Annotated in this window: 15 protein-coding genes and 1 tRNA gene; 1 reads left to right on the top strand and 15 read right to left on the bottom strand. The window is 62.0% G+C overall.

The features are described 5' to 3' along the window. Window position 1: 1 nt before the first annotated feature. Window positions 2-1,372: a glutamine-hydrolyzing carbamoyl-phosphate synthase small subunit gene (carA, locus tag AOBCEHNH_RS00460; protein WP_152062790.1), complete on the bottom strand. Its 1,371-nt coding sequence runs from the start codon at window positions 1,370-1,372 to the stop codon at window positions 2-4. Window positions 1,373-1,748: 376 nt separating this feature from the next. Between carA and AOBCEHNH_RS00455 the strand changes: the two genes are divergently transcribed. Then, a tRNA-Lys gene (locus AOBCEHNH_RS00455) sits at window positions 1,749-1,821 on the top strand. 636 nt (window positions 1,822-2,457) lie between these two features. On the opposite strand, the gene AOBCEHNH_RS00450 is transcribed toward AOBCEHNH_RS00455, so the two are convergent. The 14 genes from AOBCEHNH_RS00450 to AOBCEHNH_RS00385 all read right to left on the bottom strand — a co-directional run bounded on the left by AOBCEHNH_RS00450 (window position 2,458) and on the right by AOBCEHNH_RS00385 (window position 18,327). After that, entirely contained in the window at window positions 2,458-3,738 is a 1,281-nt protein-coding gene (locus tag AOBCEHNH_RS00450; protein ID WP_152062754.1) for an aminopeptidase, read from the bottom strand. A gap of 3 nt (window positions 3,739-3,741) precedes the next feature. Further along, window positions 3,742-4,335, bottom strand: coding sequence for a hypothetical protein (locus AOBCEHNH_RS00445; RefSeq protein ID WP_226803164.1), 594 nt, complete (start codon window positions 4,333-4,335; stop codon window positions 3,742-3,744). Then, window positions 4,304-5,230, bottom strand: a complete 927-nt coding sequence (locus AOBCEHNH_RS00440; protein ID WP_193221129.1) for a phosphoribosylaminoimidazolesuccinocarboxamide synthase — start codon at window positions 5,228-5,230, stop codon at window positions 4,304-4,306. The genes AOBCEHNH_RS00445 and AOBCEHNH_RS00440 overlap by 32 nt, the downstream gene beginning before the upstream one ends. Window positions 5,231-5,336: 106 nt before the next feature. Further along, on the bottom strand, window positions 5,337-6,845 hold the full coding sequence (locus AOBCEHNH_RS00435; RefSeq protein WP_118272274.1) for a sensor histidine kinase: 1,509 nt from the start codon (window positions 6,843-6,845) through the stop codon (window positions 5,337-5,339). Window positions 6,846-7,049: 204 nt separating this feature from the next. After that, window positions 7,050-7,769: a response regulator gene (locus tag AOBCEHNH_RS00430; protein WP_039910408.1), complete on the bottom strand. Its 720-nt coding sequence runs from the start codon at window positions 7,767-7,769 to the stop codon at window positions 7,050-7,052. 132 nt (window positions 7,770-7,901) lie between these two features. Beyond that, the gene (locus AOBCEHNH_RS00425) at window positions 7,902-9,152 is read right to left on the bottom strand and encodes a hypothetical protein (protein ID WP_152062753.1); all 1,251 of its coding nucleotides are present in this window, start codon (window positions 9,150-9,152) and stop codon (window positions 7,902-7,904) included. Between the two features lie 194 nt (window positions 9,153-9,346). Then, a complete protein-coding gene (locus AOBCEHNH_RS00420; RefSeq protein WP_152062752.1) occupies window positions 9,347-9,613 on the bottom strand; it encodes a TIGR03905 family TSCPD domain-containing protein in 267 nt (88 codons plus the stop codon). A 327-nt stretch (window positions 9,614-9,940) separates the two neighbouring features. Continuing rightward, window positions 9,941-10,615 (bottom strand): cytochrome c3 family protein, encoded by a 675-nt coding sequence (locus tag AOBCEHNH_RS00415; protein WP_006723532.1) that lies wholly within the window; start codon window positions 10,613-10,615, stop codon window positions 9,941-9,943. 24 nt (window positions 10,616-10,639) lie between these two features. Further along, window positions 10,640-12,886 (bottom strand): aldehyde ferredoxin oxidoreductase, encoded by a 2,247-nt coding sequence (locus AOBCEHNH_RS00410; RefSeq protein WP_118272279.1) that lies wholly within the window; start codon window positions 12,884-12,886, stop codon window positions 10,640-10,642. Window positions 12,887-12,898: 12 nt separating this feature from the next. Then, window positions 12,899-13,624, bottom strand: a complete 726-nt coding sequence (locus tag AOBCEHNH_RS00405) for a 4Fe-4S binding protein (RefSeq protein ID WP_226803163.1) — start codon at window positions 13,622-13,624, stop codon at window positions 12,899-12,901. A 231-nt stretch (window positions 13,625-13,855) separates the two neighbouring features. Continuing rightward, window positions 13,856-14,449, bottom strand: coding sequence for an iron-sulfur cluster assembly scaffold protein (locus AOBCEHNH_RS00400; protein WP_152062751.1), 594 nt, complete (start codon window positions 14,447-14,449; stop codon window positions 13,856-13,858). Between the two features lie 248 nt (window positions 14,450-14,697). Beyond that, complete coding sequence (locus AOBCEHNH_RS00395) at window positions 14,698-15,576, bottom strand: YdhW C-terminal domain-containing protein (protein WP_152062750.1); 879 nt, start codon at window positions 15,574-15,576, stop codon at window positions 14,698-14,700. A 235-nt stretch (window positions 15,577-15,811) separates the two neighbouring features. Beyond that, on the bottom strand, window positions 15,812-17,641 hold the full coding sequence (gene typA / locus AOBCEHNH_RS00390) for a translational GTPase TypA (RefSeq protein ID WP_152062749.1): 1,830 nt from the start codon (window positions 17,639-17,641) through the stop codon (window positions 15,812-15,814). A 224-nt stretch (window positions 17,642-17,865) separates the two neighbouring features. Continuing rightward, window positions 17,866-18,327, bottom strand: a complete 462-nt coding sequence (locus AOBCEHNH_RS00385) for a hypothetical protein (RefSeq protein WP_152062748.1) — start codon at window positions 18,325-18,327, stop codon at window positions 17,866-17,868. Window positions 18,328-18,538: the final 211 nt, after the last annotated feature.

The raw sequence follows: 18,538 nt of genomic DNA, 5'->3' as shown, positions 1-18,538 counted from the left end.
GCTAGTTCTCCTCCGTTGCAAAATTCCAGCCGGCAAGGCGGTCGGCGGCGATATCGATGCTCAGATAATCCGGCTCACCCGCCATGAGGCGCGCGAACGCGGTGAACAGGTAGTGCGCGTCGGTGGGGCCGGGCGAGGCCTCCGGGTGATACTGCACGCTGAAACACGGGGCGTCGAGGAGCTGGATGCCCTCGGCGGTGCCGTCGTTGAGGTTCACATGCGTGAGGCGGATACGGCCGAAGCGCTCGTTCTCCACCACCGGCGCGATGCCGCGCTCAACCCAGAAACGCAGGTCGCCATCGGCCGGATGCTCGGCAACGCCGCCGGACAGCTCGGGCACGAGGGCGCCCAGGCTGGGGAACACCAGGCCGAAGCCGTGGTTTTGCGCGGTGATCTCCACGCGACGCGTGAGGAGGTTCATGACCGGCTGATTGCCGCCGCGATGACCGAACTTGAGCTTTTCGATCTGCGCGCCGGCGGCCAGGCTAATCATCTGGTGGCCCAGGCAGATACCGAATACGGGCACACGGCCGATGAGCTGCTGCACCTGCGTGTACGTCTCGGGAACAGCGTCCGGGTCGCCGGGGCCGTTGGAGAGGAAGACGCCATCGGGGTTCATCGCAAGCACCTCGGAGGCGGGGGTGTCCCATGGCACGACGGTGAGCTCGCACCCGGCGCGGACAAGGCCCTCGAGGATGCCGCGCTTCACGCCGCAGTCGTAGGCGACCACGCGATGCACAGCCGGATTCGCGGCCCCCTCACCCGCCGGGGAGGTCAGGGAAAAATCATGGGCAGCAGGCAAGTCTGCCGCGGTAAAGGGATGAGGCTCGGGGCAGCTCACGGTCTTCACGAGGTTCTCCCCCACCAGCTGGGGCGCGGCGGCCAGGCGGGAGGCGAGCTCGTCCAGATCGAACTCCTCGGTCGAGACGATGCCCATCTGGGCACCGTTGTCGCGCAGGTGCTGGACGAGGGCGCGCGCATCGACACCCTCGATGGCAACGATGCCGAGCTTCTGCAGATATGCAGGAACGCTCATTGCGCTACGCCAGTTGGAAGGCGTGGGGCACATGTCGCGCACGACCATGGCGCGCATCGCCGGGGCATTCGCGGGACGCGAGCCGTCGCCGGGGAAGGCGCTCTGTACATCGGCGAGGTCGATGCCGTAGTTGCCGATCTGCGGATAGGTCATGGTCACGATCTGGCCGGCGTAGCTCGGGTCGGTCATGACCTCGAAGTAGCCCTCGAGCGAGGTGTTGAAGCAAACCTCGCCGGTCGCCGTGCCCGCAGCGCCGCAAGAGCGGCCGTAGAACACGGTGCCGTCGGCAAGCAGCAGCACTGCCGGGCTGGTATTTCCTTTTGAAGTGGATGCCATGATGCGCTGGGCCAGGGGGCTCGCATCAGCGCGCGAAGGCGCGGGCGCACACACGTCCGCAGGGCGATTCAAACCCATCTCGTCTCCTTTTCGGTCTCTCGGTACCGGCTTAAAGGCCGTATGGTCTCGGGGTATTGTACGCGACTTTGCAGAGTTTCGCGTAGTAAATAATTTATATTCGTAATTTGGCTATGGAGTAGGATTTTTATGCATTAGGCACTTCAGTGTCTCTGCAATCAGCCCTTCATTCAAACGAACGCGCCACGGACTTGCCCGTCTCGACAGCGGCACCGAAATAAAACCGCAATGCACGGACACCCCCATTTGCCGAGACACGCGATGCCATAGCTGCCGACCGTGGTACAATGCAGCACGCGGGTCATTAGCTCAGCTGGCAGAGCAGGGGACTTTTAATCCCAAGGCCCAGGGTTCGAACCCCTGATGACCCACCCTTGAACATGAACGCGAGAGGCTCTGAGCCCCTCGCGTTTTTGTTTACCTCGCATGGATTCCACCCCGCCAGAAGCGCGTAGCCGAGGAAACGCGAAGGTGTTTTCCGGCGAAGCGCTGCATGAACTCGAACCCAATTAAGGGCGTAGAGCGCACGGAAACGCGCAAAAGTTCCCCAGCGGAGTCCCATAAGGGCACAGCACCGCAGCGGGATGAGGCCCGCGCAGCCGTCAGCCTGTAAGTGGATGAGGTTTTTCGTACTCGTATCGCAATTCATCGAGTAGGCAAGTTTTCAACCATCTTGTGACCTGCGCTTTTAGCATCACTCCATATGCACCTACTCGGCACAACCGGTATTCAATACGAAAAACCTCAACTTCGTTACGGTCGGTCCGATTTCTCCCGTAAGGTGCGCCCAGCCAAAAGCCCAACCAAGACCGGGTCTGCCGGACAACGCGCCCGATGCGCATCTCGCACGAACGAACCTCGCATAAAAAAGGCCACCGGTTCTCAAACAGAAAAAGGCCACCGGCTTAACACCGGCGGCCAAAAATCAATCCCAAGCTTAACTCGACTTCCAAGCCTGCCGCCATGCCAGGACGTGCCAGGCGGGAACCCGAGTCCGAGGTCTATCTCTATTCCCAGGTCCACTGACCGTTCACGAAGATCGGGACCTCTTCGCCATCGGCCGTGATACCCGTAATGTCCAGGTCGTCGGCACCGATCATAAAGTCGACGTGCGCGGCACTCTTGTTCAGGCCGCGGCGACGCAACTCCTCGGCAAACAGATCGCAGCCGCCCTCGTAGCACTCGGGGAAAGCAGACCCAAGCGCCAGGTGACAACTCGCGTTCTCGTCGTACAGCGTGTCGTAGAACAGAATGCCCGTCTCGCGGATCGGCGTGTTCTTCGAGATCAGCGCAACCTCACCCAGGCGACGCGCGCCCTCGTCAGTCTCAAGAATACTCTCAAGCGTATCGCGGCCAACCTCGGCATCGAACTCCACAACGCTGCCGCTCTCAAAACGCAGCCAGAAGCGGTCGATCTTGTTGCCGTGGCGCACGAGCGGCAGGGCCGAATACACGATGCCGTCCACACGGTCGCAATCCGGCGAGGTAAACACCTCCTCCGTGGGGATGTTCGGCGAGAACTCGCGCCCCTCGGGCGTCACGCTCGAGCCGCCCTCCCACACATGGCGGTCGGTCATACCAACCCACAGGTCGGTGCCGTTGGCCGAGGTGTAATGCAAACGATCAAAGTGACGGTCGTTCAACAGCCGCAAGTTCTTCTCGAACGTGGCGTCGTGCAGCTCCCATGCGGACTCGGGATCATCGCCGTCCGCGCGGGCAACGGAGAGGATCGCGCACCACAGACGATACACGGCGACCTCGTCCTCAACGCCCGGATACACGCGGCGGGCCCAAGCGACCACCGGAGCGCCGGCGATACACCACGAGTTGATGTTGAAATCCATGCCACGGCGATATGCCTTGCACTGGGTGTTGCGCGCCTTGGAGGCAGCCGCGGGCTTGGCCGGATCGATGCCCTTGAGGGCCTCGGGGTCCGCACCCTCGACAAAGATGAAGCACGCACCGCCCTCGGCAAGCGAATCGAGCTGCTCGCGCTGCCAGGAAGGAACCGTTTCGAACCAGGAAGCCTCGACGTTCTCATACGTCAAACGCGCAATCTCGTCGTCGCTCCAAATCACAGTCACGTGGCCGGCGCCGGCGGCATACGCACGTGCCACCAGCGTACGCACGAACGGCGCAACCTCGACCGGAGCCTGGATGACAACCTCCTGCCCCGCCTCGACGTTCACGCCCTTGCGAACGATCAGGTCGGCATAGCGCTCGATCTTGGGCTGCAGCTTGAGCATGCCGGCGCGGGCATCCTCCACGGTAAGTTCGGCCTTGAACATATGCTACTTGCCCTGCTTCTTGTCCTTGGGCGCCATGGAGCGGGCAATGACGTCGTCGAGCTTGGCGGCGGTCATGCCAGCGGCCTTATCGCGGCAGGCGTTGCGGATCGGGCGAATCTTGATGAAGTCGAAGATAAAGGCGACGATGATCGCAGCGTAGGCGGCCACAATCAGGGCAAACTGCGCGGTCTGGGCGCCCTTGTCGGCCATGCCATCCTGGCCGAGAACGGCCAGAAGCACCCAGGTGCCGATAAGCGCCAGGATGCCGATGACAAGCAGGACCCACCAGATGCGGCGATACCGCGAATAATCCTCGTCCTCCTTCATGAGCTGGCTGGACGCGGTGTAAATGCGGTCCTCCTCACGGCGCAGCTCGGCCTTGCGGGCCTTCTTCTCCTCCTTGGACAGGTTGGAGAGATCCTCACCGCGCTCGGCGGCGGCGCGCTTGGCCTTAGCGGTTGCCGGGACCACGCGGACCGAACCGCCCGCGGGACGGACGGGCTTGGCGGAAGAGGTCGACTTGCGGGCCATGCCGGAGCCGGACGCGCCCTGCAATTTCTCCTGATTACGCTTGTTGTTTGCGCTTCTGGTACTCACTCGATCGCTCCTTCTTGGATGCCATGGGCAAAAATGTGCTACCAGTAATAATCTCATATGCATCGCGATACCGTGCCGATGTTCTCTCAATAACCTCAGACGGCAGGCGCGGCGGCTCGCCCGTGAAATCCCAATTGTCCTTGAGCCAATCGCGCACGTACTGCTTATCGTAGCCGGGCTGAACCTTGCCCTCCTCATAGGAGGCGGCATCCCAGAATCGGCTGGAATCAGGGGTGAGGCACTCGTCGATCAGCGTGACACGGCCATCGATGATGCCGAATTCGAACTTGGTGTCCGCGATGATGATGCCTCTCGTTCGGGCATAGCTCGAGGCCTCCGTGTACAGGCTGATCGACAGATCTCGAATCTGGCTTGCCAAGTCCTCGCCGATGAGCTCGACACACCTCTCATAGGAGATGTTCTCATCATGGTCTCCCACGTCGGCTTTGGTAGACGGGGTGAACAGGGGCTCAGGCAGCGGCGAGGCCTCGACCAGGCCGGCCGGCAGCGCGATGCCGTCGACCTCCCCCGTCGCATCATACGCCTCCTTGATCGACCCTGTGAGATAACCGCGGACCACGCACTCGATCTTGATGGGTTCGGCTTTGCGCACCAGCATCGCGCGACCGGAAAGATACTCCTCATAGGGCAAGAACTCCGCGGGAAAGTCGTGCGGATCCATAGACACCAGATGGTTCGGCACGACATCGGCGAGCTTCTCGAACCAGAATGCCGAGATGCGGCTCAGAACCTCCCCTTTATAGGGGATCTCGTCGGGCAGGATGTAATCGAATGCCGAAATGCGGTCCGAAGCGACCATGAGCAACGAATCGCCCGCATCATAGATGTCGCGAACCTTACCCTGGGAATCTGGCCGAAGCTCCATTGCTGTCATAAACGCCCTCTCCTTAACGCTGTGATACGACGCCGGGACCACCCGGCGCCAGCCGTTGCGCCGTGCGGATGGCGCTGAACTCCTCGCTCCCCGCCACCGTGCGCGACTAGCACCTCATTGTAGAAGACTGTTTCTCCTCTTCCTGCTCGCGCGGAAGATGTAACGTAAACGTAGTGCCCTTTTCGAGCTCGGACTCGACGGCGATGAAGCCGTGATGGCGCTCCACGATCGTCTTCGTCACCGCCAGGCCCACGCCCAGGCCGCCGGCCTCGCGGGCGCGGCTCGCATCGGCGCGCCAAAAGCGGCCGAAAATGCGCGCCAAATCGTCTTTGGCGATGCCGATGCCCGTGTCGGAGACCGAGACCATCACGTGCTTTCGATCCCCATGGACCGACACCACGACCCAACCGTCCTCAGGCGTATAGCGCATCGCGTTGCTCATGAGGTTGATGACACACTGCGTAATCATGTCCGCATCACAGGTAATCACCGCGGAGCGTCCCTGCATCTCGTCGGCAAAGCGCAGGTGCAGGCCCTTGTTGTGGAAGAGCTGGTGCTGGTTGTTCACGATGGTGCGCGTGAGCTGGACGATGTCGACCTGATCCAGGCGCAGCGGCGCGGCGTGGTTCTCCTGACGGGAAAGGTCGAGCGTCTGCTGCACCAATCGCGCCAGACGGCGCGTCTCGGAGGCGACGGTCTCGAGATGCTCGGCATCGGTGGGATACACGCCGTCCTGCATGGCCTCCACCGTTGCCTGCATGGCCATGAGCGGGGTGCGCAGCTCGTGCGCCACGTCAGAGGTGAGGCGGCGCTCTCGCTTGAGGTCGCGCTCGAGATTGGCCGCCATCTCGTCAAAGGTCTCTCCGAGCTGGTCTATCTCATCGTCACCGCGCATGTTGGTGCGGGCCGAAAGATCGCCCTCGCGGATGCGGCGGGCAGTATCGGTGATGGTGCCCACAGGCTTGGTGAACATGCGCGACACCAAGAAGCCCACGATGACCGATATGGAAATGGCGATGAACGCCGCGAGTCCCATGGCGTTGAAGGTGCGCTCGCGAAACGCCGTATCGGCCTTTGTGAGCAAGGCGTCGCTGCCGAGCACCCATAGGCGAGCATCGCCGATGCGCACGCCATCCGCCGCGATGATGGGGACCGTCACAGCGGACTCGGGATCCGTGGGTGCCGTGGAAACGGGGCTGTGCTCTTTGGCGTGGCGCGCGGGCAGGGTGTCGTCGTACAAGATCTTGCCGTTGGCATCCATGACCTGCAGGCCAATATCGTCGGACAGGGCGCTGGACTCGGCAATGGCGGCGAGCGACTCACGCTTCCAACCGCCGTCCGCCCGGTGCGTCTCGGCGATCTTGGCGGCCACCACGTTCGCGATCTCCTCGACGTTCGCACGGGTGTAGTCCGAGAACGCACCGCCCCAGACCACCATGACCACGGAGGCCAAGATCATAACCGTCACCAGCGAGGTCAGGGCGAAGGAGAGCGCCATCCTGCCGCCGTAGCTGATGCCCGCCCTCGGCGTGGCATGGGGCGTGTTCCAGCTCGCGCGGCTCGAGGACTGATCGCCCTCGTACCCGTGTTTTTGCCCGATGACCAAACGCGCCATCTCACCCTCCTCATGGTTGGGTCTCAAATGGGGACAGGCACCAATTGCTACACTCGGCGCGTCTCGAATCGCACCCGCCCCCGATTGAGGCAGAAGCGTCTCAAATTGTACCTGTCCCCATTTGAGACCGGTCCCCATTTGAGACTGCCCGTTAAATGAAAAAACGGGCGCCACGACCATTCGCGGCGCCCGTCTGCAGACGTGTTACTTGTCGGCCTTGTCCGACTGCGCGGGAGCCTCGAAACGATAGCCCACGCCGTGGACGGTGTAGAGCCACTTGGGCTTCTTGGGATCGTCGCCCAGCTTGGCGCGCAGATTCTTGACGTGACTGTCAATCGTGCGCTCGTAACCCTCGAAGTCGTAGCCGAGGACCTTCTCCACCAGCTCCATACGGTTGTACACGCGACCCGGATGACGGGCGAGCGTGGTGAGGAGCTTGAACTCGGAGGCGGTGAGGTCGACCTCTTTGCCCTCGACCAGGATCTTGTGGCCGGAGATATCGATCACCAGGTCACCGAAGTCGAGCACCTCGACCTGCGGCTCATCGGCCTGATGGGCGCGACGGAACAGCGCGCGCACGCGAGCAACGAGCTCACGCGGGGAGAACGGCTTGATGAGGTAGTCGTCGGCGCCGAGCTCGAGGCCGATGATGCGATCCTCGACCTCGCCCTTTGCGGTGAGCATGATGATCGGCACATCCGAGGTATCGCGAATGGCGCGGCAAACGCGCTCGCCGGAAAGCTTGGGGAGCATGAGGTCGAGAACGATCAGGTCGAACTGATGCTTCTCGAACTCCTCGACAGCGGACTGGCCGTCGCCAACGCCCACGACCCAGTAACCCTCGCGCTCGAGGTAAGCGGCCACCGCGTCGCGAATGGCCTTCTCGTCTTCAACCAACAAAATCTTACGTGCATCTGAAGCCATGGGCGGCCTCCTCGTCTCGTGATCAAGCGTCATTACATTTTAACGCACAAGCGCGACGCATATCTTAGATGGAGTATGCCCAATATGCCGGACGCTCAATCAAGCGCCCGGAATCTGGTACGGTGCCCCGCATTATGCCAGCGGGAACACCCTGACCTGCACGGCGGCGGGCAGGCCGTTGTCGCCGCGGACCGTGGCGAACGTCACAAAACGATCGGTCTCGCCCTCGCTCGCGGGGTAGTCGCCATAGTCGGTGGCCTTGTCGGGCGCAAGCAAGATCGCATAGGTCTTTGCCTCGGTGTCCACCACAAAATGCGACGACCGTGCCTTGATGAGGTAGCGGCTGCCTTTCCACGCCACGCAGGCGAGGGGCTCGCGACTCAGGTACACGAACGGACCGCCCTCGCGACCGATGAACGTGCCCATGTTGCCCAAGCCTCCGCCGTACCCATAGTTCGCCTCAACAGAGAACGCGAACGTCCCGTTCATGTACACGGCTTCAAACGGGCTCACGTTTTGCGGCATGACGAGCTGATCGACCATTTTGCCGCCGTCGAGGTCGAGCGCGGTTATCCCGTAGAACGTGCCCTCCTCGGTGTTCACACGCGGCGCGATGGTGAGGTACCCCCCGCTCACGCGCGGCCATGTGGCAAAGCGACCCGGACTCTCGTAAAGGTCCTTGGCCTTGGCATCGCCGAACGCCCAGCTATAGCAATGAGAGAACTCCGCACGCTTGGAACCGCCGGCAAGCGGCATCTTCTGCCATATGACATGCCCGCCGGCCACCGTGAAACGCGCGGGCTCCCAATCGGCGTTGCCATGGTCGAGCTCGACCGCCTCGCCCGCAAGCGCGCCGTTTTGCAGCTCCTGGGCGAGAAGCACCCACGACGCCTCTGCGTAGTTCATCTCGATCCACGCATAAACCGTCTCGCTGCATCGAACGTCGTGGAAGCCGTATGCACCACCCTTGATGGGTTGCGGAATCAGCGTGGTTCGCGCGCCCGACGCCAGGGAGATGATACCGAGCGTGTTTACCGAACGAGCGCTGGAGGGCGCCTCGAGCAGCGCGGCCCATGCACCCTCAGAGTGAAACGGCACCGTGCCGAGGGGCAGGTCCCAGGCAGACTGGACGGCGATCGGATTGTCGACGCTCTTAAATTCCTCGGTAACGTTCACAATCTTAGAGTCGTCCGTGATGACCTGAGGCTCGCCGCTTACTTGCTGCTCATCCCCCTTCGAGCCGCAGCCCGCGAGAGAAACAGCCCCAAGTGCCGCCGTAGCCGCGGCCGCACCCTTGAATAGAGAGCGGCGAGAGAAACCGCCGCCGACCTTACAACCGGCGGCAGGGCCCTGGTTCAACTTTTCGCGATGTTTACTGCTCATTATGTGAGATCCCCATACAGTACGCTACCGAATGCTCAATCCTGGATGTGCCCGTCCGACACCGCCGCCCCGACAACCTTCCGGCAACCCGGCACCCGCGCCCGTTCGGCGCCACACCGTAAAGCTGCCAGGCAACCATCTTCAACGCCCGGCGACACGGCAACGGACCTCAACCGGGCGAACATGCCTTTCAGCTACTCGGCAACCAACCCCTGAGCCTCGCGCAGGGCGCGGGTCATCTGATCGGCACAGGAGGTCTTGCGCGGGCCGCACGTGTTGCCCTCGAGCATCTCGACGACACGGTCGACCGGCTGACCGGCCACCAGTTTGCCAATCGCCTTGAGGTTGCCGTTGCAGCCGCCCTCAAACGAAACGTTCTCAATGGTCTGGCCGTCCTCGGACAGTTCCACGTGGATCATGCGGGCGCAAACGCCGCGCGGCTTGAAATCGAGCTTGGTCATGGTCATGCCCCTCACTATCGGTCTTTCTGCTGGAAAAGTATGCCATACCCATATGTGCAGTTTGGGGATGCGCCATCCCCGTCCAGTCCAGCGACAATACCTATGTCCGCTGCGAAATTGCCTATGGATGCCCGCCTTTTTAGGCGAAGCAGACGGCAGACATCCATAGGCAATCCCCGTGTGGCACCGCAGTCGCCCATGTGACACAGCGATTGCTGTGCAACGCGGGCTACCTCGCCCGGGACGCACGACCCGCAATCGCCGCACAGAAAAAGGGCGAGCCCAAAGGCCCGCCCTTTCTTGGTGCTCAATAGCAGCCTTCCGAAATTACTCGGCGGCCTCGAACAGGAACGGCGTGGTCCAGCCGTCCGGCACGGCGCCCTGCTGGCCGTCACCAAGATCCTGCTTGGTCCAACCCTCGGGGATGCCGCCCTCGCCCTCCCAGGCACCAACCTGGTGGCAGCCGGCGCAGGTAAAGACGCTCTGGTCATGCATGCGATGGCAGGAATTGCACTGCTGCACGCCGTGGAAGTCGCTGTGCGGGTCGAAGGCAAGATCCTTGGTGGAGGACTCGCTCGCACCGGGCATGATGCCGGCGCCCGCGTGGCAACCGCTCTGCAGGCAGAACTCGTTGGTGTAGGTCACCTTGGCGAGCGGGGTCTCATGGTTGCCCGTGAGCTGGGACTGAGCCATGCGCACGGAGGTGCCGAGCGTGTTCTCGTGGCAGTCCAGGCACTTGCCGTTAACAACACCCTTGTGGGCGAACGCCAGGGAATCAGTCTGATTCTCGAACGTGTCGTAGTACTTGCCCATGGTGCTGTGGCACAGGGCGTCGCAGTAACCGGGGGTGGCGCGCCAGGCCCAGCCGGCGACACCGAGAACCGTCACGGCCACGACGGCGGCGATCACGATGGGAAGACGCTTGCCCTTCCAGTCGCGCTTCTTCTTGGGAGTCTCGGACGCGGTCTCGGCCACGTTCGTCTCCTTGGTCTCATCAGCCATAGTTGCTCCTCTACCTCAAGCGACTTAAGCGGACAGCGCCGGGTTGTCGCCGCAATACTTCTCGAGAATGTGATCGTAAGTGCGGGTGCGCTTGTCGAAGGCAACGCCACCCTCGGTGAGCAGGCCGCGGGACTCGAGGTCCTCGGCGACGTCGTCCATACCAAGGTCCTTCAAGCACTCCTTGGTCGGGCAGCCGAGCTTCTCGTCCCAACCGAAGCGCTTGTAGAGCATGGTAAGGGCCTTCTTCCAGTCCTTACGCTCCATCTTGTCGGTACCGGGGGTGAAGGGCTCGATCTCGGGATCCTTCTCGAAGACCCACTCGGTGATGACGTCGTGAACGCCACGCAGGTCGTTGCAACCCACGTTGCCGTCCTTGTCCTTCATACCGCGGACCGTGTTGGCGCGCTGGAGGGTCATGATGCGCTCGCCGGCCTTGTACAGGTCGTCGATGGTGACCTTCTGGCCGGTGACGGCAGTGTAGAACTGGGCCTCGAGGTCCAGGTCGCCGCGGTAGTTGCGCTCCTTGGCGGGGGCCATGGCCATCGGCCACACCCAGTTGCACAGGACCAGGGAGTCATGCAGGACGTCGGTCACGATGCTCCACCAGGCGAACTCGGCCTTGGCCTCATTCATCTCGGTGTAATCCTTGACCGGGTCGATGGCGCCCTTGCCCCACATCTCGGTGGCCATCTCTTCCTTGAGCTCATACGGCAGGCCGCAGCCGTGGAAGTTGACGGCGGAGTGGATCATGTCGTCGCGGTTGAACATCATGTTGTACAGACCGCCGACCTGACCGAAGGTCTCGATGGAGTGGTGGACCGGCCAACCGCGGTAGTTGATCAGCGCGGACTTGGCGTTGTCGAACCAATCCATGCAATCCCACTCCTTGGCCCACACGATGGGACCATGGCCGAGCAGGGAGATCGGCTTGTTCTCAACGTCGTTGGAGGCAATGTCGAGCAGGATCTTGACGAAGCTCGAGGGATCCTGGCCGTGGATGATGGCGTCGAAGTTGTACTCGGCCATCTGTTCGGCCGGGACGTGCTTGTCCAGGATGCCGGCGGAGTAGGTGTAAGCCAGGTCGCGGTAGAGCTGGGCGTAGTTGCACCACAGACCCAGATCGTCGACGGTGGCGGAAATGAGCATGTTGTAGCTCACGGAGAGGTCGGACAGCGTCTTGCCGTCCTCCTCGAAGATGCCCTCGGCCTTGAGGAAGGACTGCATGTAGGCAGAGAACGGGAAGCCGGGGACGCAGGTGTTGCCCTGGGACTCGTAGCCTGTCTTCTCCTGCACGTAGGGCACGTGGACCTGAGCGTAGCAGCGCACGGGGCAGCCGTGGCAGCCGGCCATCTTGACCGTGTACTTCTCAGCAGCGGGGCCCATGTCCTTGGTGGACTTCATGCAGCGATAGCCCATGGTGTTGGGCTCGAACGGCTTGGGCTCGCCGGTCTCGATGGGGCCACCCTCGGCGGCAGCCCAGTAGAGGCCCTTGCGAGCGGTCCAACGGGAACCGGCGTCGTAGTACTCGGCCCAGGACTGCTGGGTGCTCGGCACGACGTGGTTGTTGTTGGAGCCAATGACCTGGGAGATCATGTAGTCGGACAGGTCGGCGACCATCTGCGGGTCGGCGACGTGGCAGGCCTTGGTGCCGCGGACGACGACGGCCTTGAGGTTCTTGGAGCCGAGGACGGCACCCAGGCCGGCGCCGGCGGAGTGGGAACGGGTGTTCATCACGCAGGCGTAGGGCAGCAGGTTCTCACCGGCGAGGCCGATGGCGGCCACGCAGCACTCGGCACCGTGCTTCTTGCACAGGGCCTCGGTGGTCTCGCGGGTGCCCTTGCCCCACAGGGCGGAGGCGTCCTCGATGCTGATCTTGTCGTCATCGATGAAGATGTAGCAGGGCTTGTCGGCCTTGCCCTCGATAATCAGGCCGTCGTGGCCGGAGTACTTGAGCATAGCGCCGAGCTGGCCGCCGCAGTGCATGTCGACCACGAGGTGGTCGGTGGTGAAGGTGGACAGGGACGCCCAGGTGGAGCGACCCGCCAGCGGCACGCCGGAACCGGTCAGAGGACCGACGGCGAGAACGACCTTGTTCTCCTCGTCCATCCAATCGACCTCGGGGCCGACCTCGTCGTACATGATCTTGTTCGCGAAGCCCATGCCACCGATGTAGTCCTTCTGCATCTCGACATCGGACTCTTCGGTGATATCTCCGCTCGTGAGGTTGACGCGGGCGATCCAGCCAGCCCAACCGTAAGAGGTTTCAGCCATTGCGCTTCTCCTTTACTGGGCGCTCTTGCCGCCGCCGACGAAGTCCTGGACTTCGCTGACGTAGGGCCACTTGATCTCGGAACGGGTGGGGCCGGAGGAGTGGTTAACGTTCTCCCACTTGATGAGCTCGAGAGCGCCGTTGGGGCACTGCTCGGCGCAGCGGCCGCAGGCAACGCACTTGGTGGACTTGTGCGTCTCGGTGTTGACCACGGGCATGTGCCACGGGCAGGCGGCGACGCAGGTGCCGCAGCCAACGCACTTCTCGGGATCGACGGTGCGGGTGCCGTCCTCGAGGGTCACGATAGCAGCGTGCGGGCACGAGGTCTGGCACAGGGCGGTGGTGCACATGTGGCATGCGCGGATCTGCCACTCGCACGAGTAGAACAGACCATCGCAGGACTCCCAGTCGGAGCCGAACTGCAGGCCGTCATGCACGTGGATACGGGCGGCAGCGGGCTGAGAGGCGCCGTCGTTCTTGAGCGTGCACATCATCTCGCAGCGCTGGCAGCCGGTGCAGCGGGCACGGTTGACCTTGAGCACGTGGGCCGGGGTCGCATAGTAGTCGACCTCGCCCTTGGAGCTCGTGGGGGCAGCAGCGGCGGTATCCGGGAGCAGCCCCAGCGCCACCATGCCCGCCACGAACGCGCCCGACACCTTCACAAACCCACGACGGGTAAAGAAGGAGTCGAGACGGTCCGCGCCGGAGCCAACCTGCTCCATGGCGGTGTTCTCTTTCATAGTTCCCTCCCCAAAAGGCTTCACGGGCGCGCTTGCGCCCATGGAACGTAAAAGCTGCGCGCATGGCGAAAATGCGCACATACAGACAGGTTCAATTATGCCTGAATAAAACGTTTAAACCCCAGATGCTCATTATTCTATTTGGAGAATAATGCCTTGATTCACGGGGTGTTGGGGAAACGCGCACCCGTCGCAGTGCACACCCGATGGCCACCACGGCGGCCGCACACTCTACTCGATTTCTCCCGCCTCACGAAGCTCCTGGTCGACACGCTCGTCACGCAGGGAGCAATTCTCGGTGAGAAGGCAGTTCGGGCACATGCTCTCGCAGCGAACGACCTCATTGAGCTGGGCGATCTTATATCCCTTGATACGCAGCAGGTAGTCGCCAATCAGTGCGCGCACGGCCTCCACCGCATAGGTGAGCGTGTACTTGCGGCCGTTCGGCAGACCGCCCACCGCCTCCAAGATCTCCTCCTTGGTGATGGCGAGGGCCTCGTCGAACGTCTTCCCGCGAAGCATGGTGGCGAGCGCCGTGGCACAGGCGATAGCGGCCAGGCACCCGTGGCTGCGGAAACCGACCTCGACAAACGTCTCGGTTTCGGGGTCGATCTCGGCAAACAGCTGCATCTGAACCGTACCGCGCTTCTCCTTGCCAACGCTACAAAATGCGTTGGCACCGTCCGGGATACCGCCGTTCTTGGCGTCGGCAATCAAATCGAGCGTGCGCTCGGAATACTCGGTGATCGGGGCGTCGTTCTCGATCTGATACATATCGGGTGTGCGCAAAAACGGCGTGTCTTCGGTCAGGCGGCGCTTGGCCATGGCGATGGTTCCTTCCTATCGGGTTTCCCTGTCATTATCCCTAACAACGCGCCTCCGCGAAGGCGGTTTTGTCATGCTGCAAGATCTCGCGCGGCGTCGCATTCAGACTTTTGGTCGCAATCTGCCACGCTGTCGCACGCCAGCAGATTGCGACCATTCCCAAATGCAAATAACCGAGATTTCGGTCGTAAAATGCCACGCTGCTACAGGGTGGCATTTTACGACCATCCATCCTTCACGGTGAACCATTACGGGTTGCGGAACTTCTCCACCCCGTACCACTCGGCCAGGGCCCTGCCCTGCGCGGAGCTCAGATGGCGCGTGGAGTAGAAGAACGATTCGTTCAGGCTCGTCGTGGTGATCTCGATATCCGCATATGCCTCGTCATTCATGGCGCGCTCGAACAGGCCGGCAACCTTGGACGCAGACCACAGATACGGCTGGTTCAGGAAATCAGAGGCGGCCACCGGACGCGGATACACGCGCGACTCGGTACGCACCACGTCGGCAAACGTCGCCAAATCGTCACCCTCCGCCGTATTGAACAGCGCATGGGCAAAACTGTGCGACATAAGCGGCTTGGAATACAAGTAGATGCCGGATTTGCCGTACAGGATGACGATGTCCGTCACCTCCGGCTCGGGGAGAGGATCGTCCAATCCGAGCTCATCGAGCTCGGGACGATCATCGTATCCCAAAGGAAGATCCTGCTTTCCCATGGCAGGGGTGTCCTCGGCGTGCGTGTGCTCCTCGATGAACGCAAGGAGCTCCTCGGCAAAGGTGCGGGCATCGGTCCCCGCAGGGGCGAACGCACGCTTTACCCAACGTTCGGATGTGGTCAACTTTCCATCACGCGAGCGGCGTCGCAGGTCGGAAAGAGCCTGATCGGCCGCGATCAGCCAGTCGTTGCGAGCGTGGATCTGGGCGATCTCTTCAGGGGTTCGAGCCACCTCCGCATCTTCAGCAACAGCCGAAACGTCAGCCGCGGCAGGAGTGCCAGCCGCGGCGGAAGAACCGGTCGCAGTGGGCATACCGGACGCGACGGCCCCGCCCTTCTCCCCCACCGCAATAGGCGCATCAATCGGCGGCATCTCTTCGGATGCCCTCATTTCAATCTCATCGCTCATGCATTACCTCAACTTATCAGCCCCGAACGCAAAAAGGACGGGGTCAATCCGTACGCATGCCAGTTTACCAGCATACATGCAGATAGACCCCGTCCCCTCACGAACGATTGCCCTCAAAGAAGCCGGACTCGGGCGGCACGGGACAACCCGGTCTCCCGACGTGGCGCCAGCGACGACGCCCAATCAACCCGGTAAGCCACGAGCGACCTTGGACGGGCATAGCCCGAACAGCGCGCTACTTGGCCGCGCGGTTCGCGGCCTTCTTGCGGTCGGTGGCGTTCAGCAGGCGCTTGCGCATGCGGATATTCTTGGGCGTGACCTCGACGAGCTCGTCGTCGATGATGTACTCCAGGGCCTCCTCCAGGGAGAACTTGCGCGGCGGCACGAGCTGCACGGAGATATCGGCGGTCGAGGAGCGCTGGTTACCCAGGTTCTTGGTGCGCGCGATATTCACGACCATGTCGCCGGGCTGATTGCGCTCGCCCACGAGCATGCCCTCGTAGCACTCGGTACCGGGCTCGACGAACAGCGCACCGCGCTCCTGCAGCGTGCCCAAAGCGTAGGCCACGGCCTTCTCGGTCGTCATGGCAATCATGGCGCCGTTCTTGCGGCCACCGATCTCACCCGCATACGGACCGTACTCGAGGAAGGTGTGGTAGAACACGCCCTCGCCATGCGTGACGTTCAAAATGCGGTTCTTCAAGCCCATGATGCCGCGAGTCGGGATGCGGAACTCGACGTGCGTGACGGAAGTGCCGGTCTCCATGCTGGTCATGGTGCCACCAGAATTGCCGAAGATCTCAATGACCTTGCCGGCGTACTCGTCCGGGCACTCCACAACAGCCTGCTCGACAGGCTCCTGCAGGTTGCCATTCTCGTCCTTCTTGAACAGGACGCGCGGACGACCCACCTGGAACTCATAGCCCTCCCGGCGCATGGTCTCCATCAGGACGGAGAGGTGCAGGATGCCGCGACCGCTCACCTCAACGCCGGTCTTGTCCGGCAGCTCCTCGATGCGCATGGTCACGTTGTTCTCGCGCTCGTTGAACAGGCGCTCCTTGAGCTGACGGGCGCCGACGATGTCGCCGTCGCGACCGACGAGCGGAGACGTGGAGGCCTCGAACACGATGGAGAGAGTCGGCGGGTCGATCTCGATGGGATCGAGCTCGACGGGGTTCTCAGGATTGGTGTACACGTCGCCGATATCGGTGTTGTCCACACCCACAACGGCGGCAAGGTCGCCGGCGCTGACCTGGGAGCACTCAGTGCGGCCCAGATAGTCGAAGGTGAAGAGCTGCTTCACGGTAGCGGTCTTGCGCTCGCCGTCGTTCTTGACGACGAGAATCTGGTCACCGGTGTGGATGGTGCCGGAATACACGCGGCCGATACCGATGCGACCCACGAAGTTGGAGTGGTCGATGGTGACGCACTGCATGGCAAGCGGGCCGTCGACATCGACCTCGGGAGCCGGCAGATCGTTGACGATCATATCGAGCAGCGGATACATGTCCATGTTGCCATCCTCGGGGTCGAGGCGGGCATAGCCGTTCACGCCAGAGCAGTACACAACGTGCTCCATCGCGAACTCAAGCTGCTCATCAGTTGCACCAAGGTCGGCCATCAGGTCGAGGCAGTCGTTGTACGCCTTCTCGGGATCGGCGCCGGGACGGTCGATCTTGTTGATGACGATCATGATGGAAAGACCAGTGTCGATGGCGTGACGCAGCACGAAGCGGGTCTGGGGCATGGGGCCCTCAAAAGCGTCGACGAGCAGCAACGCGCCGTCGGCCATGCGCAGCACGCGCTCGACCTCGCCGCCGAAGTCGGCGTGGCCGGGCGTATCGATGATGTTGATCTTCACGCCGTTGTAGTCGATGGAGATATTCTTAGCCAGAATGGTGATGCCGCGCTCGCGCTCCTGGTCATTGGAGTCGAGCACGCGGTCCTGGACCTCCTGATTGGAGCGGAAGGCGCCAGCGGCGCGCAGCAGCTTGTCGCACAGAGTGGTCTTACCGTGGTCGACGTGAGCGATGATGGCAATGTCTCGAAGGTTGTCTACGCGCATGGGCGTCCCCTATCCATAATTCGGCCTCACGCAAGCCAGTATCGATGAGCGTGATAATTTGTCGGTATACGGGAAATCGTAACGGCGGTATTGTAGCCGTTGTCACTGATACAAACATGCCTCACCAGCGGGTTTGCTGGCACTACACATAATCTGAAGCTATAGAACTACACTACAAGTTTGGCAAAACGGTTCACCAGAGAGATAGACAGTGCATCCCGATCCTATAGAAGAGCGGGTTCCTCGCCAGCGGGCTCAGGGTCGCACCAACGGAAGTCCTCACCCGTGCCGGCTCCCTCATACAGCACATATGCAGAGTAGCCCATCGACATCCCACGCTGGTAGAAGCTCACAATGAGGGCATCCTGGAACTCGCAGTCGAGCTCCACTCCGCCTGCATACGCAATCGCATAGCGATCGAGCGGACCGACATGATCAGACTGGATTCCCGCAGCGTTGGCCTCGATAAAATGCTGAGCACCCTCAAGGCAAGCCTCAGGACCATCCTCGGTAAAGCAGGCCTGATAGCGGTTGCCGTTTACGTCTTCGGCAATGAGAACCACACCAAGGTCCTCGCCATCGGCCAGACCGTTGAGCATGTCGTCGATCAGGTCGCAGACCATGGCATCGAGCTCGGCAGAGACCTCGTCCTGAGAAGTTTCATTGTTGTAGATTTCCTCAGACATGGGATCTCCTATCCGGTTAGGCATATGCCCTCGAGCCAGTGCAAAGGTACATGATAGACCAATGCCTCGTTACAACCTATCGACATAGCAAAAGAGGGCCCCCGAGGGGACCCCCTTGCGCTCCCGCGCCGGGAAAGCGCGAAAGCCGTCCACCGGTCAGCGGCGCCCTGCTCTCCCACGGGCTGACCCCGCAGTACCATCGGCGCGGTGC

This window comes from Collinsella intestinalis, from assembly GCF_902501455.1.
GTDB classification, from domain to species: Bacteria; Actinomycetota; Coriobacteriia; order Coriobacteriales; family Coriobacteriaceae; genus Collinsella; species Collinsella intestinalis.
This window is presented reverse-complemented; position numbering and strand designations above follow the sequence as displayed.